The organism is Micromonospora sp. I033 (assembly GCF_053890995.1).
Window position 1 is genome coordinate 1 of the sequence record NZ_JBSSLX010000072.1, and the last position, 24777, is coordinate 24777.

Below are 24777 nucleotides of genomic sequence, written 5' to 3' on the forward strand. Positions count from 1 at the left end.
GAACTCCGCCCGGACCGCGCGGGGCAGCCGGTGGGCGGCCACCCGGGCCACCGCCGGCTCGGCGACCGCGTACCAACCGGCGGCGGTGCCCCGCAGCAGGCCGGCGTCGACCAGCGCCCGCAGGACCGGCTCGACGCGACCGGCCGGCCAGGCGAGCATCCGCGCCACCGTGGCGGTCGCGACCTCCCCGCCCGGCGCTGCGGCGGCCATCAGCACCGCCCGCTCCTCCCCGTCCAGCCGGTCCAGCCGGGCGTCTACCAGGCGGCGGACCGGCTCGGGCACCCCGGCCGGCTCGCCGTCGGCGTCGGGCGTGGTGGCGTACGCCGCCGCGACGGCCGGGCTGCCGCCCACCAGCGGCAGCAGCTCCGCGGCCGGCGCGGTGGACCGGCCGGCCCGGTCGAGCAGGTGCCGCAGCAGCCGTCCGGTGTCGACGGTGCCCAGCGCGGGCAGCGGCACCCGGCGCCGCCGGCCGGCCGCCCCGGGCAGCAGGTCGGCCCAGCCCGGGCCGTGGGTGGCCACCACCGCGAGCGGCAGCGCCCGCTCGCTCGCCGCGGCGAAGAGCCGGTGCAGGAACCGGTTCAGCGCCGGTGCGGCCCGGTCCAGGTCGTCGACCGCCACCACCAGCGGCTGGCCGGCGGCCAGGTCGAGCAGGACCTCCCGCCACACCTCGGCGCCGCGGGCGGCCGCCCCGGCGTCGCGCGGCGCGGCCAGGAAATCGGCCAGCGCGTGCGCCGCCGCACCGCGCCGGGACGTCGGCAGCAGCCCGTCCAGGGCGGTGGCCAGCCGCCGGCGCGCGGTCTCCGGCGGGTGGGTGTCGCGGAGCCCGGCGAGCGCGCGGACCATGTCCGCCAGCGGCGCAAGCTCGCCGTCCGGGAACGGCGGGCAGTGCGCCACGCACCAGCGCACCCGGGCACCGTCCACCGTCGACACCGCTCGGGCCAACTCGTGCAGCATCCGGCTGCGCCCGCTGCCGGCGGGACCGACCAGCGAAATCCACCGTGGACGCCGCTCCCGCACCGCCCGGGCGATCTCGGCGCCGGCCGTGGCCAGCTCGCGGCGGCGGCCGACCAGCGGGCCGTGATGGCGGGCCGACCGGTGCCGGGCCAGCCCGGTCACCCGCCAGACGTCCAGGGGCGCCGGCCTGCCGGCCACCGTCAGGGCGGCCAGCGGGCGCTGCTCGACCAGGCCGGCGACGGCCCGCCGGGTGGCCGCGCAGACCGCCACCCCGCCGGGCGGGGCGTACTCCTGAAGCCGGGCGGCCCTGGTGATCACCGCGCCGCTGGCCGTGCCGTGCCCGCCGTCCCGGGTGCCGGCCAGGTCGACGAGCACCTCGCCGGTGGCCACGCCGACCCGGACCCGCAGCCGCGTGCCGGCCGGCAGCCGCCGGTCCAGCGCGGCCTGGATCTCCAGCCCGGCACGCACCGCCCGGTAGGCGTCGAACCCGTCGGAGCCGTGCGCCCCGAACAGCGCCATCACCGCGTCGCCGACGTACTTCTCCACCACGCCGTGCCACCGCCGCAGCACCGCGGCGACCGTGCCGAAGTACGCCTGTTGCAGCGCCCGGACGTCCTCCGGGTCGAGCCGCTCGACCAGGCCCGTCGACCCGACGATGTCGGCGAAGAGCACGGTGACCGTGCGCCGCTCCTCCGGCACCGGCCAGCGCGCGACGGTGCCGGCTTCCCGACTCCACACGGGCGTGGTGATCAGCATCGCACCCACCCTTTCCCCGGTCCGGCGCCTGACGACCTCCGGAGACTTTCACCACCGGGCCCTCGGGGGATCGGTAGGACGACGTATGTCGACCACCCGCAACCATTAGTCGCAATGTCGACGCGAGGAGTACCACAAGGGCGTTGAGCCCGTAGAACGGTGCGGGGAGCTGTGACTAGGCTGCGGGGCATGGCCAGCGATGTGGACACCGCGCCGCTCGTCGGCCGTGCCGACACGGTGGCGGCGCTCCGGTCGGCGCTGCTCGACGACGTCGCCCCCGGGCAGACCGCGGCGGTGTTCCTCACCGGCGAGAGCGGGGTGGGCAAGTCCCGGCTGCTGGCCGAGGCCGGCGAGCGCCTGCGGGACGCGGGCGCGCTGGTCCTCACCGGCGCCTGCCTCGACATCGGCGACGCCTCCCCGCTGCACCCGCTGCGCCAGGCGCTGCGCCGCCTCGACGCCGACCTGACCGAGGCGCGCACCTCCTCCGCGGTCCGCGGCCTGCTCCAGGTCTTCGACGAGGAGACCCCGGGCCCCGACGGCGCGGGCGCGCTGCTGGAGCGGGTCTCCCGCGGCCTGCACCTGGTCGCCGGCGGGCGGCCGCTGGTGCTCGTCCTCGACGACCTCCAGTGGGTCGACCGGAGCACCCGCCAGCTCCTGCTCTACCTGCTCGCCGGCCTCGGCGACCTCCAGCTGTCGGTGCTCGCCGCGATCCGGGCCGAGTCGTTGCAGGGCGCGCACCCGCTGCGCCGGGTGCTCACCGAGCTGCGCCGGCTGCGCTCGGTCCGGGTGCTCGACCTGGCGCCGCTGGACCGGGCCGGCACCGACGAGCTGGCCGCCGCGATCGTCGGCGCGCCGCTGGCGCCGGAGGCCGCCGACCAGCTGTGGCAGCGCAGTGGCGGCAACCCGTTCGTGGTGGAGGAGCTGGCCCGCGACCTGCGCGACGGCCACGACGGCCTCTCCGACACGCTGCGCGAGGTGTTCCTGGCCCGCGTCGACGCGCTGCCGCAGCCCGCGCACGCCGTGGTGCACGCGGTGGCCGCCGGCGTCGAGCCGGTCGAGCACTGGCTGCTGGCGCAGGTGGTCCGGCTGCCCGGGGACGAGCTGATCGAGGCGGTCCGGGAGGCGGTGGCGCACCGGCTGCTGGTCGGCGCCGACGAGGGCTACCGGCTGCGGCACCGCCTGGTCGCCGAGGTGCTGGCGCACGAGCTGCTCCCCGCCGAGCGGGCCGCGCTGCACCGCCGCTACGCCGAGACGCTGACCTCGGCCACCGCCGAGCTGCACCAGGCCCGGCTGGCCCACCACTGGCGGCTGGCCGGCGAGCCGGCGCGGGCCCTGCCGGCGGCGATGGCCGCCGCCCGCGAGGCCGAGCGGCTGCACGGCTACGCCGAGGCGCACCGCCACTGGTCGGCCGCACTGAGCCTGGCCGACACCCCGGCCACCGTGCTGCCCGACGGCGGCCGGCCCGAGCCGGTCGAGGTGGACCGGGCCGAGCTGCTCACCCACGCGGCAGAGTCGGCGCACCACTGCGGCGAGCACGCCCGCGCGCTGGCCCTGCTGGAGGAGCTGGCCAGCGATCCGGGCGGCCCGCCCACCTGCGCCCTGCACATCCGGCGGGCCCGCTACCTGGCCGCCGCCGGCCGTTCCGCCCCGGCCGAGGCCGAGTACCGGCGGGTGCTGGCCGCGGCCGACTGCACGCCCCGGGAGCGGGCCACCGCCGCCGCCCACCTGGCCGAGCTGCTGCTGCACCTGGGCCGCTACGCCGAGGCCGGCGACCAGGCCCGGGAGGCACTCCGGCTCGCCGCCGAGGTCGAGGGCGCGGCCTCGGAGGTGGTGCTGGCCAGCTCCGCGCTCGGGTTCAGCGAGGCCTACCTGGAGGACCCGGACGCCGGGCTGGCCGTCATGCGCCAGGCGCTGGACACCGCCGAGCGCTCCGGCCGGCCGGAGGACGTGGCCTGCGCGTACCTGCACCTGGCCGAGCTGCTCACCGGGCCGCTGAACATCCTCGAGGAGGGCGTCGTGGTGGCCCGCCGGGGCGCCGAGCGGGTCGCCGAGCTGGGGCTCGGCCGCACCTGGGAGACCCGGCTGCTGGCCATCGCCACCAACGGGCTGTTCCGGGTGGGGCAGTGGGCCGAGGCGGAGAAGGTGGTCGCGGCCGCGCTGCGGCACCGGCCCTCCGGCGCCGACGCGGTCGAGCTGCTGCTCGCCCGGTGCCGGCTCTCCGTCGGCTACGGCGACGTCGAGGCCTCCGACCGCGACCTGGAGGCGGTCGCCACCGTCCTGGCCGGCGGCGGGGCCCGGCACGTGCTGCCGATGCTCATCCTGCGGGCCGGGCTGGCCATGTGGCAGGGCCGGCACGACCTGGCCCGGCAGGCCGTGCAGCGGGGCCTGACCGAGAGCCGCTCCGACGACGTCATCGTGCTGGCCACGCTGGCCTGGCACGGGCTGCGCGCCGAGGCGGAGGCGGCCGCCAGCCGCACCGTCGAGGTGGACCCGAACGCGGTCCGCCGGCTGCGCGAGGTGGTCGACCGGGTGGCCGGCAAGAGCGGGAAGGCGGGCGCCCCGGTGCGGTACGTCGCCGACGCGTTCCTCGCCCTCTGCGCCGCCGAGCTGAGCCGGCTGGACGACGGCCGGGGCGACCCGGAGCTGTGGGCCCGCGCGGCCACCGAGTGGGATCGCCGCAACCACCCCTACCCGGCGGCCTACTCGCGGCTGCGGCAGGCCGAGGCGCTGCTGGCCCGGCGCAGCCGGGTGGCCACCGCCGGCAAGCTGCTGCGGCAGGCCCACCGGACGGCCCAGGCGCTCGGCGCGGTCCCGCTGAGCGAGGAGATCCGTACCCTGGCCGGGCGGGCCCGGGTGGCCCTGGACGACGCTCCGGCCGCCGCCCGTCCCGCGCCCCGGCCCCGGGCCGCGGCGCCGGCCGCGCCCACGGTGGACGAGCTGGACGTGCTCACCGCCCGGGAGCGGGAGGTGCTGGCCGCGGTCGCCGAGGGGCTGACCAACCGGGAGATCGGCCAGCGGCTGTTCATCAGCGAGCGGACCATCGGCGTGCACGTGTCGCACATCTTCGACAAGCTCCAGGTCCGCACCCGGGTGCAGGCCAGCGCCATCTTCCTGCGCAACCGTCCCGAGTAGCCGTACGTCGGCAATACGTCGTTCTACTGATCCGGCCGGCGTACGCCGGCTGGAAGGCTGTCCAGCGTCACCGGCTGGCGTCGTGGGGGCGCCGACCACTGTGGAGGAGAGATGACCGAACCGGTCTGGGGTCCTGTGCACCAGGACATCGTGGGGCTGCTCGCCGACCACCCCGCCGACGTGCCGGCGGTCGTCGACCACCTCACCAAGCTCCAGGACCTGCTGGTCCGGCTGCCTCCGCTGGAGGAGAGCTGCCCGCTGGCCGACTTCAACAAGCTCTACCTGGTCATCACCTCCACGGTGCTCGACGGGCTGTACGACGACCGCTTCACGGACCCGACGTTCCTGGCCCGGCTCGACGTGGAGTTCGCCGCCCGCTACTTCGAGGCGCTGCGGTTCTGGACCGACTCCCACCCGGGCACCCCGAAGGCCTGGTCGTGCCTGTTCCAGCGGATGCGCGGCCCGGACGCCCGGCCGCTGCCGTCGGCCGCCGCCGGGGTGAACGCCCACATCAACTACGACCTGCCGTTCGCGCTGGTGACCACCTTCGACAGCCTGGAGTCCGAGCCGGTCGACGGCAGCGACCAGCACCGCGACTACCTGGAGATCAACAAGATCTTCGCCGAGCGGATCCCGGAGCTGCGCCGCGGCTACCTGGACCACTGGCAGCTGATGATCGACATGGTGAACGGCGACATCGACGACTGGTACCAGGGCGAGCTGGTCGAGTACACCCGGAACGTCGCCTGGCGCAACGCGCAGAAGATCTGGCGGTGCCGGCACGACCCGGATGCCCGCGAGTGTGAGCGGATGCGGCTGGACGACAACGCCGCGCTGCTCGGCCGGCTGCTGCTGTCGCCCCTCGGGGCGTTCCTCCAGTAGCCGGGACGGGGGGTCCCCGCGTCCCGCCGTCCGGGCGCGGGACGCGGGGACGCCGACGTCGCGAGGCCGGCTCGGTCAGCCGCGCCGGGACCGCCCCCGGTACGCCGCCGCGGCGGCCCGGTTGTTGCACAGCTCGCAGCAGTAGCGCTGCCGGCCGGCCCGGGTCCGGTCCAGGTAGGGCGCGTCGCACCCGTCGGCCGCGCAGACGCCGAACCGCTCCGCCCCGCCGGTCGCGGCGGCCCGGGCGAGCGCCCCGGTGACCACGGCGGCGATCGGCCCGACCGGGCCGGGCCGGGGCAGCGGGGTGAGCCGCAGCGTGCCGTCGGGGCCGGGTTCGACCACCGTGCCGGCGCTCACCTCGGCCAGCACCCCGTTGAGGGCGGTCACCCGGGCGGCCGGGTCGGGCGCGGCGAAGACACGGTGGAGCCGGTCGCGCAGGTCGCGCAGCCGGGGCAGGTCCGCCTTGGCGAGCGGGTCGGCGACCTCGGCGAGGCCGAGTTCCCGGGCGGCGGCCCGCAGCCGGGCCACCGAGAGCTGGTCGACCGGGTCCTGGAGCACCCAGTAGCTGTGCAGCAGCGCGATGGCCAGGCGCAGTTCGGGTTCCAGGGGTGGCACCGCGCTCATCCGTGCCTCCTGCCTCGTCCGGTTGCCGACACGCCCGCCGTCCCTCCGCACTTGACCGATCGCCGCCCGCCATCCTAGCGTCGTCAGTTGTAAAACGCAGTTAGAAGCTTATGGAGGTGGCGTATGGGACGTCTGCCCGTCCTCGTGTCCGTGGCGGCGCTGCTGGTCGTCGGCGCGGTCGCCGGCGCCGGCGGGGCCCACGCGGAGGCACCCGCCGAGGCGGCCCCGGCCGCCGCGGACCACGCGACGGCCACGGTGGTCCGCGACATCGAGATCCCGGTCGCCGGGCAGCCGGCCGTCCGGGCCTGGCTGGTCCGGCCGCAGCGCGCCGGCGGCGGGCTGGCCGGGGTGCTGGACCTGCACTGGTTCGAGCCGGGCCGGGCCAGCCAGGACCGCGGCGAGTTCCTGGCCGAGGCGACCGCCCTGGCCGGCCGGGGCGTGGTGTCGGTGCTGCCGCAGCTCACCTTCCCGTGGGCCGGCGACCCGGTCGGCGACGCCCGCGACCGGGCCGCGGTCACCGCCCAGCTCGACGCGGTGCGGGCGGCGTACCGGCGGCTGCTCGCCGAGCCGGGGGTGGACCGGAACCGCACCGCGGTGGTCGGCCACGACTACGGCGCCATGTACGCCGTCGACCTGACCGCCCGGGAGCCCGGGCTGCGCACCGCGGTGCTGCTCGCCCCGGACGCGACCTGGGCCAACTGGTTCGACCTCTACTGGCTCCAGCTCCCGGCGGGGGAGAAGGCGGCCTACCGGGCGGTCTTCGCCGGGCTGGACCCGGTGGACCTGGTCGGACGGCTCGGCGCCGGGGCGTACCTCCAGTTCGCCGGCGCGGACCGGTTCGTCGGCGCGGAGACCCGCGCGGCCTTCGCGGCCGCGGCGCCGCAGGCCAAGGTGTCGGTCTACCCGCAGGAGGAGCACGACCTGGGCGCCGCCCGCACCCGGGACGACCGGCTCGCCTGGCTGGCCGGCCGGCTGGGGCTGCACGGATGACCCGAGGGAACCACCGGACCGGCCGGCGCCTCCGGGCGCCGGCCGGTCCCGGCCCGCGGGGGAGCGGCTGGGCCGGCCCGGGCTGACGGCGCGATCGGGTGTCGGCCCGGCCCGGCCGGGTACCCGGCGGCCATGCCGCACACCGAACCGGTCCGCCGCTTCGCCTTCCGGTTCGATCCGGCGTTCCGGCTGCCGCTGGCCCTGCTGGGGGTCCGGCCCGAGACCGCCCGGGTCGAGCTGGGCCCGGACGAACTGACCGTGCGGTTCGGCCCCTGGCGGCTGCGCACCGCCCGGGACAACGTCAGCGGGGTCGAGCTGGGTGGCCCGTACCGCTGGTGGCGGGCGATCGGCCCGCACCTGTCCCTGGCCGACGGCGGGGTCACCTTCGGCACCGCCGTGGCCGCCGGGGTCTGTCTCCGCCTCGCCACCCCGGTGCCGGCGCTCGTCCCCGGCCCCTGGCCGCGCCATCCGGCCGTCACCGTGACGGTCACCGACCCGGAGGCGCTGCGCGACGCCCTGGCCACCCCGGCCTGATCATCTTTCCCGCTTACCCGGTTCGGCCGGGTCGCGCCCCGGCTACCGCCTACCGTCGGGTCAGGGCCTGAAGGGGTGCAGATGGCGGAGGCACGGGACGGGAGGCAGCCCCGGCGGACGCGGGGGCGCCGCCACCACGCGCAGCCGACCGCGGCGGACCGGGCGCTGCGCGCCGCCCGCGACCCGGAGCACGGCGACCGCGTCCGCGGGGGAGCGCCGACCGTCCCGGAGCGCGTGGAGAGCCCGGTCCGGCCGGCCGAGCCGGCGGGCCGGCTGTCCCGCTGGCTGTTCCAGCACCGGGTGCAGCCGGAAGGCCCGGAGACCCGGGAGCCCCAGGCCCGGCGGCACCCCTGGTGGCAGGTGATGTGCCTGACCGGTGTCGACTACTTCTCCACCCTGTCCTACCTGCCGGGCATCGCGGCGGTGGCGGCCGGGGCGCTGAGCCCGCTCGCCACCCTGCTGATCGTGGCGCTGACCCTGTTGGGGATGCTGCCGATGTACCGGCGGGTGGCCCGGGAGAGCCCGCGCGGGCAGGGCTCGGTGGCCATGCTGGAGCGGCTGCTGCCGTTCTGGCGCGGCAAGCTCTTCGTGCTGGTGCTGCTCGGCTTCGTGGCCACCTCGTGGATCATCACGATCACGCTCTCCGCGGCCGACGCCACCGTGCACCTGCTGGAGAACCCGATCCTGCCCGAGTCGTTCCCGCACGGCACCACGGCGGCGGTGCTGGTGACCGTGGTGCTGCTGCTCATCCTCGGCGGGGTGTTCCTGCTGGGGTTCAGCGAGGCCGTGCAGGTCGCCATCCCGCTCGTCGCGGTCTTCCTCGCGCTGAACGCGGTGATCGTGGCGGCCGGCCTGGCCGAGATCGCCACCGACCCGGGGGCGCTCAGCGGCTGGACCGACCGGCTCACCCGGGTGGGCGGCGCGGGCGACGTGCTGGCCACCAGTGTGCTCGCGTTCCCGCTGCTGGTGCTCGGCCTCTCCGGCTTCGAGACCGGGGTGAGCATGATGCCGCTGGTCAGGGGGGACGGCGGCGACCCCGAGCAGCGGCTCGCCGCCCGGATCCGCAACACCCGCCGGCTGCTCGCCACCGCCGCGCTCATCATGTCGGTCTACCTGATCGCCACCACCTTCGTCACCACCGTGCTGATCCCGCCGGACGAGTTCGCACCGGGCGGGGCGGCCAGCGGCCGGGCGCTGGCCTTCCTGGCCCACGAGCACCTGGGCGAGGCGTTCGGGACGGTCTACGACATCAGCAGCATCCTGATCCTCTGGTTCGCCGGCGCCTCGGCGATGGCCGGCCTGATCAACATCGTGCCCCGCTACCTGCCCTCCTACGGCATGGCGCCCGAGTGGGGCCGGGCGGTCCGTCCGGTGGTGCTGGTCTACACCGCGATCAGCATCGCCATCACGGTGGCCTTCCGGGCCGACGTCAACGCCCAGGCCGGCGCGTACGCCACCGGCATCCTGGCCATGATGGTGTCCGGGGCCATCGCGGTGACCATCTCCGCGTACCGGGCGCGGCACCGGCTCGCCGGCGGCGGCTTCGCGGTGCTCACCCTGGTGCTGCTCTACGCGCTCACCGAGAACGTCATCGAGAAGCCGGACGGCATCACCATCTCCGGGTTCTTCATCGCCGGCATCGTCGCGGTCTCGCTGATCTCCCGGGTGTCCCGGACCACCGAACTGCGCGCCGAGCGGATCGAGTTCGACGACACGGCGCGGCGGTTCGTCGCCGACTCGATCGCCCACGACGGCCGGCTGCACCTGATCGCCAACAAGCGGCAGAGCGGCTCGCTGAAGGAGTACCGGCTCAAGGAGCGCGCACAGCGCGGCATGAACCCGGTGCCCGGCGCCGCCGACGTGCTCTTCCTGGAGATCGACATCAGCGACCCCTCGCGGTTCAGCGAGGTGCTGCGGGTGCGGGGGGTGGAGGTCGGCGGCTACCGGATCCTGCGCGCCGACAGCCCGGCCGCGCCCAACGCCATCGCCGCCATCCTGCTGGCGCTGCGCGACGCCACCGGGGTGCGCCCGCACTGCCACTTCGAGTGGTCCGAGGGCAACCCGATCGCGCACCTGCTGCGCTATCTGATCCTCGGCCGCGGCGACACCCCGCCGGTGGTCCGGGAGATCATCCGCAAGTCCGAGCCGGACCCCGGCCGCCGCCCGGGCATCCACGTCGGCGGTTGAGCGCCGCCTCCGCCCGGCGGCACCGTCCCGGTCCGGCCCCCCGAGGGGTACGCCGACCGCGGGCCGCCCCGGGCTGCGCCCGGCTACCGGTGGGCGGGATCAGGCGAGGCCGCGCACCTGGGTGAGGAAGCCGTCCGCGCAGAAGTCGAGGAAGCCGTCCGGATCCGGGCCGGCGTTCTGCAGCACGATGTGGTCGAAGCCGGCCTCGACGTACGCCCGCGCCTTCGCCAGGTGCGGCGCCGCGTCCGGCCCGACCGAGAACTGCTGCCGGATGTGCTGGTCCTCCACCCAGACCGTGGCCGCGTCGAAGTTCACCGGGTTGGGCAGCTCGCTCATCACCTTCCAGCCGGTGACCGCCCACCGGCTGGTCTCCTTCGCCGCGCGGACCGCCTGCTCCTCGTCCGGGGCCCAGGCCAGCGGCACCTCCGCGTAGCGCGGCCCCTGCCCGCCGGCCTCCCGGTAGTGCGCGACGATCGACGACTTCGGCTCCGTGGCGAACAGCCCGTCGCCCAGTTCGGCGGCCGTCGCCGCGGAGGACCGTCCGCTGGCCGCCACGGCGATCACCGGCGGGGTCTCCGGCAGGTCCCAGACCCGGGCGTCCTCCAGCTGGAGGTGCCGCCCCTCGTACGACTGGTAGCCGCCCTGCCAGAGCAGCCGGATGATCTCCAACGCCTCGCGCAGCCGTTCGTGCCGGCCGCGCACGCTCGGGAAGCCCTGCCCGACCACGTGCTCGTTGAGCCGTTCGCCGGCGCCCACGCCCAGGGTGAACCGGCCGTCGGAGATCAGCGCCATGGTGGCCGCGGCCTGGGCGATGATCGCCGGGTGGTACCGGACCGAGGGGCAGGTGACCCCGGTGGCCAGGCCGAGCGTGCTGGTCTTCGCGGCGATGGCGGCGAGCGCGCTCCAGGTGAAGCAGGAGTGCCCCTGCACCTCCAGCCAGGGGTGGTAGTGGTCGCTCATCTCGACGAAGTCGAAGCCGGCCTGCTCGGCGCGGACCGCCTGCCGGATGAGCTCCTGGGGGCCGAAGGCCTCCGAGGCCAGCTTGTAGCCGATCTGCATCGCCCTGGTCTCCCGTCCCCCGCACGGCTGGACCGCTGCCCTTCCCGCCCCGCGCCCCGCCAAACGCCGCCGCCGGCCCGGGGCGACGATCGGCCGGGGAACCCGAGGAACCCAGCCTCCTAGGACGGCGGAGGGGCGGTGACGCCGCGCGCGGCGGGCACGGAACGGCCCGCGCCCCGGGGGAGCGGGCGCGGGCCGGAGAGGGGTGCGGGTGGGGCCTACTTGGACGGCTCCGGGAGCTTGCAGTCCACCTTGGGGTTCGCGCCGATGTAGTTCAGCGGGCCGGCCACGATGGTGACCAGGATGGTGCCGGCCTCGGCGCAGTTGGTGTCGTCGTTGGCGTAGTAACCGCGCTGGCCCGCGGCGATGGCGCCGATGATGAGCCAGATGACGACCAGGACGCCGACTATCGAGGTGCCGCGCATGCGTTGCCTCCACTGGGGTTGTGGTGGATTCGAGGTGGAGGCCATGTACCCAGATCCGGTGAACGGTCAAACGGCGCCGGGCTTCCCGCGCGGCCGATTTCGACCATCGACGTGGCTCAGTGCGGCGGGGCGGGGTCCTCCGGCGGCCGGCCCCGGCTGCGCAGATGGTCGGCGAGGGCCACCCCGGCCAGCACCAGCATCGCCCCGAGGGCGGCGTAGACCGGTGCGAGGAACAGCAGGCCGGGAGCGATGGTGAGCAGCGCCAGGATGCCGCCGGGGCGGGAGAGCGAGACCCGGCTGAACACCTCGTACTCGAAGGCGGCGCGACCGGCCAGGAAGAGCGCCGGCCCACCGAGGATGACCGCCAGCCAGGCCGGCGGGGTGTGCCCGGTCGGTTCGAGCAGCACCAGGTCGAAGCCCGCCGCGCTGGTCACCACCCCGGCCACCATGAGCAGGTGGGTGTAGGGGGCGGTGTTCAGGAACTTGCTCGGCTGTTTCGACATGGCGATGGCGTGCGGCAGCAGCTCGCCGGACTTGTGCACGTAGATCCGCCAGAGCAGCAGCGTGGTGGCGAACGCGACGGCGAACGCGCCGATGTTCTCCGTCTCGGAGTGGTGCAGGCTGAAGACGGTGCCGGTGACCAGGATGGCGTCGCCCAGGGCGATGATGAAGAACTGCTGGTAGCGCTCGGAGAGGTGCTCGGCGGTGACGTTGCGCTGGGCGTCCGGCACCACGCCGAGGCCGGGCACCGGGTACGCGAGCCGGAAGCCGAGGTAGTCGATGGCCAGCGCCAGCACCCAGAGCGCCTCGCGGGCGTGGCCGCCCACCTTGGCGCCGACGAGCCAGGGAATCGCGGAGATCGCGAACCAGATGAAGATGCGGGCCGCCCGGCGCTGCGTCTGCCGGTGGCGCCGGACCGTCGGCATGAGGAACAGCCCGCGTCCGAGATGGATCGCCACGTACGTCCCGGCGAAGACCAGCCCGCGGGCGCCGAAGGCCTCCGGGATGGCGGTGGTCATCAGCAGCGCCCCGAACATCACCGCGATGATCAGCAGCTTGATCTCGGGGCGTAGCGGGTCGTACATGTCGGTGACGAGGGTGGTGATCGCCCAGGTCCACCACATCGCCATCAGCATGATCAGTGACTGGAGGGCCCGCTGCCAGTCGACCTCGGTGATCAGGCCGCGCGAGATGAGGGCGAGCGCGACCACGTACACGAGGTCGAAGAAGAGCTCCAGCAGGGTCACCCGGCGCGGTGCCTCGGGATCGCGGACCGGTGGCCGCCGCTCGGCGGGCTGCTCCGGCGTGGCGGTGGGCACGAGCTGCTCCTGCGGTGGCGGGATCGGCGCGGCGGGCCGTCCGGCCCTGCACCGACCGTAGCGACGCCCGCCCGGACCCGTGCCGGGTTTCCGGCATTCGCGCTCGTCCGAGCCGCCGCGCCGCTGACCGGCCGTCCGGCCCCGGACGGGCCGGCGCGACGGCCGCCGGACACGGCGCGGGCCGGTGGCGACCGTTCGGTCACCACCGGCCCGGAAGGTCGGATCAGGCGTCCTCGCCGGCGCCGACCGGCAGCACCCGCTCGGCCTCGGCGCGGGCGCCGGCCAGCACCTTCGCCTGCTGCGACCAGGTCGCCAGGCCCGGGGCGGCGCGCAGGCCGGCGGCCTTGACGGTCTCCCGCAGCGCCGCCTCGTCCAGCTCGGCGAGCTGCTGGTAGGTGCGGATGCCGGCGGCCTGGAGGGCGGCGGCCAGCTTCGGCCCGATGCCCTGGATCCGCCGGAAGTCGTCCGGAGCGGCGTCGCCCACCTGGGCCGGAGCGGCGTCCTCGACCGCGGCGCGGGGCGCGGGCACGGTCACCGGCGCGGCCGGCTCGGCCTCCGCGACCGGCTCGTCGGCGGCCGGCACGGCCACCGGCTCGGCAGCGGCCACCGGCTCGGCGACGGGCGCCGGGTCGGTCACGGCGGCCGGACGCGCAGCTGGCTCCTCCTCGGCGGCCACCGGCTCCGGCGCGGTCCGGGCCGGCTCGGCCTCCTCGTCGGCGGTCACCGGCTCGGCGGCCGCCAGGGCGGCCGGCTGGGTCTCCTCGGCCACCGGCTCGGCCGCGCGGGCCGGCTCGTCCTCGGTCCGGGCCGGCTCGGTGACCGTCACCGGCTCGGCGGACGGCAGTGTGGTGGCCTCGGCGGCCAGCGTGGCGGTGGCCGGCGGCGCGTCCTGCTCGGCCGGGGTCGACTCCTCGGTCACGGCGGCGGGCGCCGGCACGTCGTCGACCACCGCCTCCGGCCGCTCCCGGTCGACCGTGGCGGTCACCTCGGGCGCCGGGGCGGCGGCACCCTCCACCGTGGGCGTACCGGCGCCGGCGGCGCTCCGGCGGCCGCTCACCACCCACCCGATGACCAGGCCCACCAGCAGGGCCAGGATCACGACCAGCCACTGCCCGAAGCTCGACGGCATGGCCAACCTCCTCCTATGTACGTGCACGACATTCGCGAGAAAACTCGGGGCAGCTTCGCACACGGGCGCGCGGGGCGACAGGAGGGTCGGCGGCTACCGCCGCCGGTGGGACGGGCGGTGCCGGCCGGTGGCCGCGGCATGACCGAGCGTGTGCCGCGCGGGCGGCGGAAGGGGCGCCCCGGACCCCTGGTGCCGTTCGAGGGTCCGGGGCGCCCCGGTCGGTGGGGTGGAACGTCAGCAGATCCGGCGGGGCGCCGGCAGGTCGGCCGCGTCCCAGCTGTAGAAGCAGCAGGCCACGGCGTCCCGGGGAGAGTGCCAGGTCGGCAGGTACGCCGAGGTGTGCGCGGACAACCGCTCGTTGACCTGCTGGTAGAACGGGTTGCCGCGGGCCTCGGCGGCCAGGTCCGGGTCGACGTCGACCGTCTCCATGAGGTGCACGCACAGGTCGTGCAGGTAGTACAGCGACCGGTGCCGTACGCCGGTGAGGCGGGGCAGTTCGGTGGCGTCGGACTCGGCGAAGATCTGTGCCACCCGGCCCTGCGCCCCCGGCACGATCCGGCTGACGACCAACAGTCGACTCATCGGGCCCCCTCTCGCCGCTGGTGGTGCGCCGACCCCGGCCCAGAGGCGTCGGTCACCGTGCGGCCCACCCTGCCGGGCCGGCTGTCACCTGGCCGTCACGGCCCGCCGGCCGGCATTGATGGCGGTGGTGACGCCGGTGGCGGTCAGCGGGGGTGCGGCGTGGTGGGCGCGGTCGAGCCGCGCGGCGCCGAGCCGGCCGGGCGGCCGGGGGCGTTGGTCCGGTCGGCACGCCGCGGTGGGGCCTCCCGCCGGCTGGCGCGCCGGATCGGGGCGAGGGTCTCGTCGAGCAGCGCGCACATCGCCGGGGACGGCTCCAGGCGCAGCTCGCGCAGCAGCAGGTCCCGGTAGACGTAGAAGGCGTGCACGGCCTCGAAGGCGTTGCCCTCGGCGAGGTGGATGCGGACCACCAGGCGGTGCGGGGTCTCCCGCAGCGGTTCGGCGGCCATGGCCTCCAGCGCCGCCTCCAGGGCCTCGCCGTGCCGGCCGGCGGCCAGGTGGTTGCCGGCCAGTTCCTCCAGCATGTGCAGCCGGAGCTGGCGCAGCCGTTCCCGTTCGAGCAGCACCCAGTCGTCGTACCAGCCGGGGAGGAGGTCGTGCCGGCCGGCGCCGGCCGCGTTGCGGGGCACCTCGCCCTCGCGGACCCGGGCGGCGGTCGCGACCAGCTCGTCGACGTCGAGGCGGACGGTGGAGCCGAGGCGGACGGTGTCACCGTCCGTGCACAAGGGGCAGCAGGGGTCCTGGCGGAGCCGCCACAGCGCGGTGCGCAGCGAGGAGAGCGCCCGGTCCTCGGAGGTCTCGGGCCAGAGCAGGCCGGCGAGGTGGCTGCGGGTGGCGGCCGGGCGGAGCCCGATGAGGGCGATGACCCGTTGCAGGCCCCGGGGCACCACCACGGGGACGTCGTCGTGGAGCAGCCGGAACCCGCCGAGCAGGTGCAGCGACACCCGTGGGGCGGGGTCTCCCGCCGTCGGCATTCTCGATCCACCGGACACGGGCGCACCCCCTGCACCGGAACCCTCGTCCCGACCGTCCTCTGTTGCCCGCTCGGCTGCCCGCGACGCCGGTGTCGGAACGGCTCCGCCGTGGCGGAGAAAGCCCGCTGTGGCCGGGCTGACCGGTACGCAGGATATCAACTCTTGTTACTCTGAGTCAACGCTGCGTCGGTTTGCTGACCGTCCGTAATGGCCGGACGAACGGGCTGTGAACTGCGAAGAAGTGTCGCTATCTATGTGCGGCAATTGATCTTCCCACAGCTCCCGCACAGTTTGCGTCAACGCAGCGTCACCGAGATCCCCGCTCGATGGTGGCCGGTTGACGCCGCGTTGACGGTGCCGGCGGCACCGTGTCGCCAGTCGTCCGGCGAGACCGGTCGTCACGCACCGGGACGCAATCAGGGGAGGCTGCGCATGGACCGCTCGCTCATCGTCGCCAAGGTGGTGCCGACCGCCGAGGATCGGGTCGCCGAGATCTTCGCCGCGTCCGACGCGACGGAACTTCCCGGCCTGGTCGGCGTCCGGCACCGCTCCCTCTACCGGCTGCACGACCTCTACGTCCATCTCCTGGAGACGGAGGCGCCGGCCGAGGGGGCGGTGGAGGAGGCACGCGGCCATCCCGAGTTCGTCCGGGTCAGCGAGCGGCTCCGCCCGTACATCTCGCCGTACCTGCCGACCTGGCAGTCACCGCGCGACGCCATGGCCCACTGCTTCTACCGGTACGACGCCCCCGGGCGGCGGTCGTGACCACCACCGCGCCCCAGGACGAGCAGCTCTGGTCCCGCTGCGACGGCTGCGCCTCCCTGCTCTACCGCAAGCGGCTGCGGCGCAACCTCGACGTCTGCCCGGAGTGCGGGTCGCACGCCCGGCTCGACGCCCCGGACCGGGTGGCGCAGCTGGTCGACCCGGACTCGTTCACCCCGCTGCCGGACCCGGCGGTGCGGGTCGACCCCATCGGGTTCGTCGACGCGCTGCCCTACCCGCACCGGCTCGGCGCGGCCCGCGCCGGCACCGGCCTCGACGAGGCGGTGCTCTGCGGGACCGCCCGGGTCGGCGGCCACCCGGTCGCCCTGGCCGTGATGGACTTCCGCTTCCTCGGCGGCAGCCTCGGCTGCGCGGTCGGCGAGCTGATCACCCGGACCGCGGAGCGGGCCCTGGCCGACGCCACGCCGCTGGTGCTGGTCACCGCCTCCGGCGGGGCGCGGATGCAGGAGGGCGCACTGTCGCTCATGCAGATGGCCACGGTCAGCCAGGCCGTCGCCGGGCTGCGCGAGGCGGGACTGCTCACCGTCAGCGTCATCACCGACCCCACGTACGGCGGGGTGGCCGCCTCCTTCGCCACCAACACCGACGTGGTGCTCGCCGAGAGCGGCGCCCGGCTGGGCTTCGCCGGCCCCCGGGTGATCCGTCAGGTCACCGGCGCCACGCTGCCGGACGGCTTCCAGACCGCCGAGTTCCTGCTCCGGCACGGCCAGATCGACCTGGTGGTGCCCCGGCACGCGCTGCGCGGCCGGTTGACCGCGCTGCTCGCCGCCGCCGAGGCCGGCCGGCGGGTGCCCGTACCCCGGCAGGAGCCGGCGCCGCGACCGGCCGTCGCGGCCGGCGCGCCCGCCACCGCGAACGGCTCGGCCCGGGACGCCTGGGAGACCGTTCGCACGGCCCGGCACCCCGGCCGGCCCACCACCCTCGACTACCTGGAGACCGCCTTCGACGGCTTCGTGGAGCTGCACGGCGACCGCCTCGGCGCGGACTGCCCGGCGATCGTCGGCGGGGTGGCCCGGCTCGACGGCCGGCCGGTGATGGTGATCGGCCACCAGAAGGGACACACCACCGCCGAGCTGGTGGCGCGCAACTTCGGCATGGCCAGCCCGGCCGGGCACCGCAAGGCCCTGCGGCTGATGCGCCTCGCGGCCCGGCTCCACCTGCCGGTGGTGACCCTCGTGGACACCCCGGGCGCCGACCCGGGTGTGGACGCCGAGCAGCAGGGCCAGGCCGCCGCCATCGCGGAGAACATCCTCGCGCTGAGCGTGCTGCCCACGCCGGTCGTCGCGGTGGTCACCGGTGAGGGCGGCAGCGGCGGCGCGCTCGCCCTCGCGGTCGCCGACCGGGTGCTCATGCTGGAACACGCCGTCTACTCGGTGATCAGCCCGGAGGGCTGCGCCGCGATCCTCTGGCCGGACAGCTCGGCCGCGCCGCAGGCCGCCCGGGCGCTCCGGCTCACCGCCGCCGACCTGTGCCGGCTCGGCGTGGTCGACGAGGTGGTGCCCGAGCCCCGGCCCGCCGCCCACGACGACCCGGCCGGCGCGGCCGAGCTGCTGCGCCGGGCGGTGGGGGCGAACCTCGCCCCGCTGCTCGCCGTGCCGCCGGCCACCCTGGTCCGCCGGCGCCGGCAGCGGTTCCGCCGCTTCGGCGCGGCCCGCTCGGCCGGCCCGAACCCGCCGGGCGAGGCGACCCGGAACGGTGCGCGAACGGAGGTGGCGCGGTGAGCGCGAGGAGTGAGCCGGTCCTGCGAGCCCCGCAGTCGCGAACGGAGGTGGCGCGGTGAGCGCGAGGAGTGAGCCGGTCCTGCGAGCCCCGCAGTCGCGAACGGAGGTGGCGCCGTGACCGGGGACGGTGGGCCCGAGGAGGTGCTGGACGGGCTGAGCCGGCACGCCCGCAAGCTGGTCGCCGAGCTGGCCGGCCCGGTGCGCCGGGTACGGCTGCGCAGCGGCGAGACGGTGCTCGAGGTGGAGTGGCACGACCCGGCCCGGCCGGCGCCCGCACCGCGTACCGAGGTGGCGCCGGTCACCGAACCGCGGGCCCAGGCGGCGCCGGTGACGGACCGGCCGACGGTGCGGGCGCCCGTGGTGGGCACCTTCTACCGGAGCCCCGAGCCCGGCGCCGCCCCGTTCGTGGCGGTCGGCGACGTGGTCCGGCCCGGCCAGGTGGTCGGCATCGTCGAGGCGATGAAGTTGATGAACGAGGTGACCGCCGGCCAGGCCGGCCGGGTGGTCGAGGTGCTGGTGGAGGACGGCAAGCCCGTCGAGTACGACCAGCCACTGATCGCCCTGGAACCGCTCACCGGACGGGACGCCTGATGTTCGACAAGGTACTTATCGCCAACCGGGGCGAGATCGCGCTGCGCGTGCTGCGCGCCTGCCGGGAACTGGGCGTCCGGACGGTGGTGGTGCACTCCAGCGCCGACGCCGACTCGCTGCCGGTGCGGCTGGCCGACGAGACCGTCCGGATCGGACCGGCGGCCAGCCGACAGAGCTACCTGAACGCCGCCGCGATCGTCGAGGCGGCCCGGCAGACCGGCGCCCAGGCCGTGCACCCCGGCTACGGCTTCCTCTCCGAGGACGCCGACTTCGCCGAGATCTGCGCGCAGAACGGGCTCACCTTCGTCGGCCCGCCGCCGCAGGTGATGGCCGCCCTCGCCGACAAGTCCACCGCGCGGGCGCTGATGAGCAAGGCCGGCCTGCCGCTGCCGCCGGGCAGCGTGCGGACGCTGCCGACCGCCGCCGACGCGCTCGACGTGGCCGCCGAGGTCGGCTACCCGGTGATCGTCAAGGCGGCCGCCGGCGGCGGCGGGCGCGGGATGACCGTGGTCCGCTGCGCCGCCGAGCTGCCCCGGGCGTACGCCCGCACCCGCGCCGCCGCCCAGGTCGCCTTCGGCGACGACCGGGTGTACGTCGAGCGGTACCTGGCCGACGCCCGGCACGTCGAGGTGCAGGTGCTCTGCGACGGCCACGGCAACGGGATCCACCTGGGCACCCGGGACTGCTCGGTGCAGCGCCGGCACCAGAAGCTCGTCGAGGAGGCACCCGCCCCGGCGCTGCGACCGGCCACTCTGGACACCCTGGCCGAGACCGCGCTGCGCGGCGCCCTCTCGGTCGGCTTCACCGGCGCCGGCACCGTCGAGTTCCTGGTCGACGAGGCGGAGCGCTGCCACTTCCTGGAGATCAACTGCCGGATCCAGGTGGAGCATCCGGTGACCGAGATGGTCACCGGCATCGACCTCGTCCACGAGCAGCTGCACGTGGCCGCCGGCACGCCGCTGCGCTGGCGGCAGGAGGACGTCCGGCTGCGCGGGGTGGCGGTCGAGTGCCGGGTCAACGTGGAGGACCCGGACCGCGGCTTCGCCCCGGCTCCCGGCCGGCTGGACCGGTTCCGGCCGCCCGGCGGCCCGTTCACCCGGGTGGACACCCACGGCCACGTCGGCTACCTGGTCAGCCCGCACTACGACTCGCTGCTGGCCAAGGTGGCGGTCTGGGCGCCGGACCGGGACGGCGCGCTGGACCGGCTCGACCGGGCGCTCGGCGAGTTCGAGGTGAGCGGTCCGGGGGTGCGCACCACCATCCCGTTCGCCCGGCGGGTGCTGCGCGACGCCGCCTTCCGCGCCGGACGGCACACCACCGCCCTGGTCGACCGCCTGCTCACCCCGCCCGCCACCGACATCGCACCCGCCACCGACGTCGTACCCGCCGCCGACCGCGCGCTCGCCGCCGACGTCGCGCCGGTCGCCGACCGGGCCGGACCGGCCGTGCCCGCCCCCGTGCCCGACACCCGAGCCGACGCCGACCCGGCCGGCCGTACCCCCGTCACCGCCGTGCCCGCCGCCGGCCCGAACGCCTGGAGGAACCGATGACCGTCGCCCCCGACCGACCGCTCGCCACCGAGATCACCGACATCCTGGTGACCCACTGCGGCCTGGACGCCGACGCGGCCGCCCGCACGCCGGCCGCCAGCCTGGAGGAACTGGGCATGGACTCGCTGGCGCTGCTCGAACTCTCCGCGGTCGTGGCCGACCGGTGGCGGGTGAAGATCCCCGAGCAGGCCGGGCAGCTCAGCATCGCCGGCGTGGCCGACCTGGTGGCCCGGAAGGCGGACCCGCCCGGGCACACCGAGAACGCCGTCGACATCGCCGCCCCGCTGCCGCTGGTCTGGGAGATCACCAACGACGTCGCCCGGTGGACCGAGCTGTTCACCGAGTACGCGGTGGCCGAGATCCTGCACCGGGAGGGCGACACGGTCCGGTTCCGGCTCACCATGCACCCCGACGAGAACGGCACGTCGTGGAGCTGGGTCAGCGAACGCACCGCCGACCCGGCCACCCGCGAGGTGCACGCCCGCCGGGTGGAGACCGGCCCGTTCGAGTACATGCGCATCCACTGGCGCTACGACGAGATCCCCGGCGGCACCCGGATGACCTGGGTGCAGGACTTCGCCATGAAGCCCACCGCGCCGGTCGACAACGCCGGCATGACCGAGCGGATCAACACCAACAGCAAGGTCCAGCTCGCCGTCATCAAGGAGCGGATCGAGCGGGCACACGCGGGAGGCGCGCGATGACCGACACCACCACCGCCCGGGTCTCCGTCCACGACGTCACCGCCGACCGGCGGCGCGGCGGTGAGCTGCGGGTGCTGCTCGGCCCGAAGACCGTCGGCAGCACCTCGGGCTTCATGGGGGTGGCCACGCTGGCGCCGGGGGAGCGGATCGCCGAGCACTACCACCCCTACAGCGAGGAGTTCCTCTACGTGGCCCGCGGGGCCATCACCGTCGACCTGGACGACCGGCCGGTTCCCCTCGCGGCCGGGGAGGCGCTCTACGTGGCCAAGGACGTGCGGCACCGGCTGCGCAACACCGGCGACGAGCCGGCCGAGGTGGTCTTCCACCTCGGACCGCTCGCCCCCCGCCCGGAGCTCGGCCACGTCGACACCGAGAACGCCCCACCACCCCGGAAACCGTCGTGACCGGCCGGCGCACCGTGGTCACCGGCGTCGGCGTCGTCGCACCCGGCGGCGCCACCCGGGACCGGTTCTGGAAGACCATCACCGAGGGGCGCACCGCCACCCGCCGGATCAGCTTCTTCGACCCGTCGCCGTTCCGTTCGCAGATCGCCGCCGAGTGCGACTTCGACCCGGACGCCGCCGGCATCACCCTCGCCGAGCGGCAGCGCGCCGACCGGTACGTGCAGTTCGCCCTCGCCTGCTCCGCCGAGGCGCTCGCCGACAGCGGGCTGACCCTCTCCGACGCCGACCGGGAACGGGCCGGCGTGGTGCTCGGCACCGCCGTCGGCGGGACCATGGCGCTGGAGAAGGAGTACGTCCGGGTCAGCGACTCCGGCCGGCGCTGGCTGGTCGACCACACCCTCGGCGGGCCGTACCTGTACCAGGCCCTGGTGCCGAGCAGCCTGGCCGCCGACGTGGCCTGCCGGCACGGCCTGCACGGCCCGGCCCAGGTGATCTCCACCGGCTGCACCTCCGGCATCGACGCCATCGGCTACGCCCACCAGCTCGTCGCCGACGGCGAGGCGGACATCGTGCTGGCCGGGGCGTCCGACTCGCCGATCTCCCCGGTCACCGTCGCCTCGTTCGACGCCATCGGCGCCACCAGCCCGGACAACGACGACCCGGAGCACGCCTCCCGGCCGTTCGACGCCGACCGGCACGGCTTCGTGCTGGCCGAGGGCGCGGCAGTGCTGGTGCTGGAGGAGGCCGAGCACGCCCGCCGCCGGGGCGCGCACGTCTACTGCGAGGTGGCCGGTTACGCCAGCCGCAGCAACGGCTTCCACATGACCGGGCTGCGCCCCGACGGGGCGGAGATGGCCGTGGCCATCAGCGACGCGCTGCGCCAGGCGCGCCTCGCCCCGTCCGCCGTGTCGTACGTCAGCGCGCACGGCTCCGGCACGCGGCAGAACGACCGGCACGAGACCGCGGCGTTCAAGCGGGCGCTGGGCCCGGCCGCGTACCGGGTGCCGATCAGCTCGATCAAGTCGATGGTCGGGCACTCGCTCGGCGCGATCGGCTCGATCGAGATGGCCGCGTGCGCGCTGGCCATCGAGTACGGCGTGGTCCCGCCCACCGCCAACTGGGCCACCCGGGACCCCGAGTGCGACCTGGACTACGTGCCCAACGAGGCCCGGGAGGTGCCGGTGGACGTGGCGCTGTCGGTGGGCAGCGGCTTCGGCGGCTTCCAGTCGGCGATGGTCTTCCGCCGGATGGCGGTGCACGCATGACCGCGCGGGCCGTGGTGACCGGGATCGGGGTGGTCGCGCCCACCGGCGTCGGCGCCGACGCGCACTGGGCGGCGGTACGGGCCGGCACCCGGCGCACCGGGCCGATCACGCTGTTCGACCCGGCGACCTATCCGACCCGGATCGCCGGGGAGGTGCCCGACTTCGACCCGGCCGGCTTCAGCGACACCCGGCAACGGGTGCAGACCGACCGGTGGACCCATCTCGGTTTCGCCGCCACCCGGCTGGCGCTGGCCGACGCCGGCCTGCCCGAGGAAGCTCCCGACCCGTACCGGTGGGCGGTCACCCTGGCCAGTTCCTCCGGGGGCAACCTGTTCGGGCAGAAGGAGCTGCAACGGCTCTGGGGCGGGCCGACCCGGACCGTCGGGGCGTACCAGTCGATCGCCTGGTTCTACGCGGCCAGCGTCGGGCAGCTCTCGATCCGGCACCAGCTCAAGGGGCCCTGCGGGGTGACCGTCTCGGAGGCGGCCGGCGGGCTGGACAGTCTCGCCCACGCGGTGCGCACCATCCGCCGCGGCACCCCGCTGGTGGTGGCCGGGGCGACGGAGTGCCCGCTCAGCCCGTACGCGCTGGCCTGCCAGCTCCGCTCCGGGCTGCTCAGCGACGTGGCCGACCCGGAGCGGGCGTACCGGCCGTTCGACGCGGGCGCCGCCGGCTACGTGCCGGCCGAGGGCGGCGCGGTCTTCGTGGTGGAGGAGCTGGGGCACGCGCTGTCCCGGGGCGCCCGGATCTACGGGGAGATCACCGGCTGGGCGGCCACCCACGACGGCGCACCGACCGATCCCGAGGCCGGCCCCGATCCGGTCCACTACGCCCGGGCGCTGCGGCTGGCCCTGGACCGGGCCGCGGTCCGCCCGCACGACGTGGACGTGATCTGGCCGGACGCGCTCGGCGTGCCCGCGTACGACCGGGCCGAGGCGGCCGCCCTGCGTTCGGTCTTCGGCGCGGCCACCCCGCCGGTGACCACGCAGAAGCCGCTGACCGGCCGCGCCCACCAGGGCGGATCGGCGCTGGACGCGGCCACCGCGCTGCTCGCCTTCCACCACGGCCTGCTGCCCGCCTCGGCCGGTCCGGAGCAGCCGGCGCCCGGTTGCGAGCTGACCTTCCTGCGCCGGCCGCGCCCGCCGCGCAGCCGCATCGCCCTGGTCGGGGCGCGCGGCTTCGACGGCTTCAACAGCGCGCTCGTGGTGCGGGGGGCCGCACCGCCGCCCGCGGGTGGCGGCGGGTGACGGGGGCACCGGACGACGGCGGCGCGGCCCCCGGAGCCGGCCGTCGGCTCAGGCGTGCAGGTCGGCCAGGACGCGGGCGCGGGTGGGGTGGCGCAGCTTCCGCAACGCCTGGCTCTCGATCTGGCGGACCCGTTCCCGGGTCAGCCCGATCCTCGTGCCGATCTCGTCGAGCGTGCTCGGCCGGTCGTCGTCGAGGCCGAACCGCTGGCAGATGACGGTCGCCTCGCGCTCCGACAGGGTCTCGAGCACCTCGTCCAGGTAGCGGCGCCGCCACGACGACACCACGACGGTGGCCGGGTCGGGCGCCTCGTCGGCGACGAGGTTGCCCAGCTCGGTCGTGCCGGCGGCCCCGGCGACCGGGGTGTGCAGCGAGATCGGCTCGCGGTCGTGCCGCAGCAGCAGCTCCACCTTCTCGACGGGTACGTCGAGCCGGGCGGCGATCTCGGCGGGCGTCGGCTCCCGGTCGAGCTCGCCGGCCAGGGCGCGGCGGGTGCGGTTCACCCGGTTGAGCACCTCGACGAGGTGCGCCGGCAGGCGGACGGTGCGGCTCTGGTCGGTCAGGGCACGGCCGATGGCCTGCTTGATCCACCAGGTCGCGTACGTCGAGAACTTCAGCCCACGCCGGTGGTCGAACTTCTCGACCGCCCGCATCATGCCGATGGTGCCCTCCTGGACCAGGTCGAGCAGCGGCAGCCGGCCGGCGAGCGCGTACCGTTTCGCCACCGAGACGACCAGCCGCAGGTTGGCCTCGATCATGTGGTGCCGGGCGCGCCGCCCGTCGGCGACGAGTCGCCGCAGCCGGTCCCGCTCGGCCGCGCCGACCCGGTCGCCGTCGTCGTCCAGGCGCCGCTGCGCCAGGCCGCCGGCCTCGATGCGGGCGCCGAGGCGCGTCTCCTCCTCGGCCGTGAGCAGCGGCGTGCGTCCGATCGTCCGGAGGTAGTCGGCCACCGCGTCGGTGGTGGGGCCGG

At 75.8% G+C, this 24777-nt stretch carries 22 protein-coding genes; 13 read left to right on the forward strand and 9 right to left on the reverse strand.

From position 1 onward, the window contains the following. Positions 1-1710 (reverse strand): AAA family ATPase (locus ACW0Q9_RS14625; RefSeq protein WP_456181551.1); only part of this gene is annotated, 1710 nt, incomplete at its 3' end. A 189-nt stretch (positions 1711-1899) separates the two neighbouring features. Between ACW0Q9_RS14625 and ACW0Q9_RS14630 the strand changes: the two genes are divergently transcribed. Both ACW0Q9_RS14630 and ACW0Q9_RS14635 read left to right on the forward strand, forming a co-directional pair. Then, the gene (locus tag ACW0Q9_RS14630) at positions 1900-4842 is read left to right on the forward strand and encodes a helix-turn-helix transcriptional regulator (RefSeq protein ID WP_456181553.1); all 2943 of its coding nucleotides are present in this window, start codon (positions 1900-1902) and stop codon (positions 4840-4842) included. Between the two features lie 111 nt (positions 4843-4953). Continuing rightward, on the forward strand, positions 4954-5724 hold the full coding sequence (locus tag ACW0Q9_RS14635; RefSeq protein WP_456181555.1) for a DUF5995 family protein: 771 nt from the start codon (positions 4954-4956) through the stop codon (positions 5722-5724). Between the two features lie 75 nt (positions 5725-5799). Here ACW0Q9_RS14635 and ACW0Q9_RS14640 read toward each other — a convergent pair whose 3' ends face one another. Further along, entirely contained in the window at positions 5800-6348 is a 549-nt protein-coding gene (locus ACW0Q9_RS14640) for a CGNR zinc finger domain-containing protein (protein ID WP_456181557.1), read from the reverse strand. A gap of 123 nt (positions 6349-6471) precedes the next feature. On the opposite strand from ACW0Q9_RS14640, the gene ACW0Q9_RS14645 reads away from it, so the two are divergent. The 3 genes from ACW0Q9_RS14645 to ACW0Q9_RS14655 all read left to right on the forward strand — a co-directional run bounded on the left by ACW0Q9_RS14645 (position 6472) and on the right by ACW0Q9_RS14655 (position 10059). Then, positions 6472-7338 (forward strand): alpha/beta hydrolase family protein, encoded by an 867-nt coding sequence (locus tag ACW0Q9_RS14645; protein WP_456181559.1) that lies wholly within the window; start codon positions 6472-6474, stop codon positions 7336-7338. A gap of 132 nt (positions 7339-7470) precedes the next feature. Further along, on the forward strand, positions 7471-7872 hold the full coding sequence (locus ACW0Q9_RS14650; RefSeq protein WP_456181561.1) for a hypothetical protein: 402 nt from the start codon (positions 7471-7473) through the stop codon (positions 7870-7872). Positions 7873-7953: 81 nt separating this feature from the next. Further along, positions 7954-10059 carry an amino acid transporter gene (locus tag ACW0Q9_RS14655; protein WP_456181563.1) on the forward strand — a complete coding sequence of 702 codons (2106 nt, stop codon included), beginning with the start codon at positions 7954-7956 and terminating at the stop codon, positions 10057-10059. Positions 10060-10158: 99 nt separating this feature from the next. On the opposite strand, the gene ACW0Q9_RS14660 is transcribed toward ACW0Q9_RS14655, so the two are convergent. From ACW0Q9_RS14660 to ACW0Q9_RS14685, 6 genes are all read right to left on the reverse strand, one after another. Next, positions 10159-11118, reverse strand: coding sequence for a TIGR03557 family F420-dependent LLM class oxidoreductase (locus tag ACW0Q9_RS14660; protein ID WP_456181565.1), 960 nt, complete (start codon positions 11116-11118; stop codon positions 10159-10161). Between the two features lie 218 nt (positions 11119-11336). Beyond that, complete coding sequence (locus tag ACW0Q9_RS14665) at positions 11337-11543, reverse strand: hypothetical protein (RefSeq protein ID WP_456181567.1); 207 nt, start codon at positions 11541-11543, stop codon at positions 11337-11339. A gap of 116 nt (positions 11544-11659) precedes the next feature. Next, positions 11660-12862 (reverse strand): low temperature requirement protein A, encoded by a 1203-nt coding sequence (locus ACW0Q9_RS14670; RefSeq protein WP_456181569.1) that lies wholly within the window; start codon positions 12860-12862, stop codon positions 11660-11662. Between the two features lie 223 nt (positions 12863-13085). Further along, positions 13086-13991, reverse strand: a complete 906-nt coding sequence (locus tag ACW0Q9_RS14675) for a helix-hairpin-helix domain-containing protein (protein ID WP_456181571.1) — start codon at positions 13989-13991, stop codon at positions 13086-13088. Between the two features lie 234 nt (positions 13992-14225). Then, positions 14226-14573 (reverse strand): TcmI family type II polyketide cyclase, encoded by a 348-nt coding sequence (locus tag ACW0Q9_RS14680; protein WP_456181573.1) that lies wholly within the window; start codon positions 14571-14573, stop codon positions 14226-14228. A gap of 143 nt (positions 14574-14716) precedes the next feature. Further along, on the reverse strand, positions 14717-15562 hold the full coding sequence (locus ACW0Q9_RS14685) for an AfsR/SARP family transcriptional regulator (RefSeq protein ID WP_456181575.1): 846 nt from the start codon (positions 15560-15562) through the stop codon (positions 14717-14719). Between the two features lie 414 nt (positions 15563-15976). Here ACW0Q9_RS14685 and ACW0Q9_RS14690 point away from each other — a divergent pair, with 414 nt between their 5' ends. The 8 genes from ACW0Q9_RS14690 to ACW0Q9_RS14725 all read left to right on the forward strand — a co-directional run bounded on the left by ACW0Q9_RS14690 (position 15977) and on the right by ACW0Q9_RS14725 (position 23809). After that, on the forward strand, positions 15977-16309 hold the full coding sequence (locus ACW0Q9_RS14690) for a TcmI family type II polyketide cyclase (protein ID WP_456181577.1): 333 nt from the start codon (positions 15977-15979) through the stop codon (positions 16307-16309). After that, positions 16306-18048, forward strand: coding sequence for an acetyl-CoA carboxylase carboxyltransferase subunit alpha (locus ACW0Q9_RS14695; RefSeq protein ID WP_456181578.1), 1743 nt, complete (start codon positions 16306-16308; stop codon positions 18046-18048). Before ACW0Q9_RS14690 ends, ACW0Q9_RS14695 begins: the two co-directional genes overlap by 4 nt. A gap of 114 nt (positions 18049-18162) precedes the next feature. Continuing rightward, positions 18163-18639 carry an acetyl-CoA carboxylase biotin carboxyl carrier protein gene (gene accB / locus ACW0Q9_RS14700; protein WP_456181579.1) on the forward strand — a complete coding sequence of 159 codons (477 nt, stop codon included), beginning with the start codon at positions 18163-18165 and terminating at the stop codon, positions 18637-18639. Beyond that, a complete protein-coding gene (locus tag ACW0Q9_RS14705) occupies positions 18639-20189 on the forward strand; it encodes an acetyl-CoA carboxylase biotin carboxylase subunit (protein ID WP_456181581.1) in 1551 nt (516 codons plus the stop codon). The genes accB and ACW0Q9_RS14705 overlap by 1 nt, the downstream gene beginning before the upstream one ends. Further along, on the forward strand, positions 20186-20893 hold the full coding sequence (locus ACW0Q9_RS14710; protein WP_456181582.1) for an SRPBCC family protein: 708 nt from the start codon (positions 20186-20188) through the stop codon (positions 20891-20893). Before ACW0Q9_RS14705 ends, ACW0Q9_RS14710 begins: the two co-directional genes overlap by 4 nt. Continuing rightward, on the forward strand, positions 20890-21297 hold the full coding sequence (locus ACW0Q9_RS14715; protein WP_456181583.1) for a cupin domain-containing protein: 408 nt from the start codon (positions 20890-20892) through the stop codon (positions 21295-21297). Before ACW0Q9_RS14710 ends, ACW0Q9_RS14715 begins: the two co-directional genes overlap by 4 nt. Beyond that, positions 21294-22562 (forward strand): beta-ketoacyl-[acyl-carrier-protein] synthase family protein, encoded by a 1269-nt coding sequence (locus ACW0Q9_RS14720; protein ID WP_456181585.1) that lies wholly within the window; start codon positions 21294-21296, stop codon positions 22560-22562. The genes ACW0Q9_RS14715 and ACW0Q9_RS14720 overlap by 4 nt, the downstream gene beginning before the upstream one ends. Then, positions 22559-23809: a beta-ketoacyl synthase N-terminal-like domain-containing protein gene (locus ACW0Q9_RS14725; RefSeq protein WP_456181586.1), complete on the forward strand. Its 1251-nt coding sequence runs from the start codon at positions 22559-22561 to the stop codon at positions 23807-23809. The genes ACW0Q9_RS14720 and ACW0Q9_RS14725 overlap by 4 nt, the downstream gene beginning before the upstream one ends. Positions 23810-23857: 48 nt before the next feature. Here ACW0Q9_RS14725 and ACW0Q9_RS14730 read toward each other — a convergent pair. Then, the coding region (locus ACW0Q9_RS14730; protein WP_456181588.1) for a sigma-70 family RNA polymerase sigma factor at positions 23858-24777 on the reverse strand (920 nt) is incomplete at its 5' end.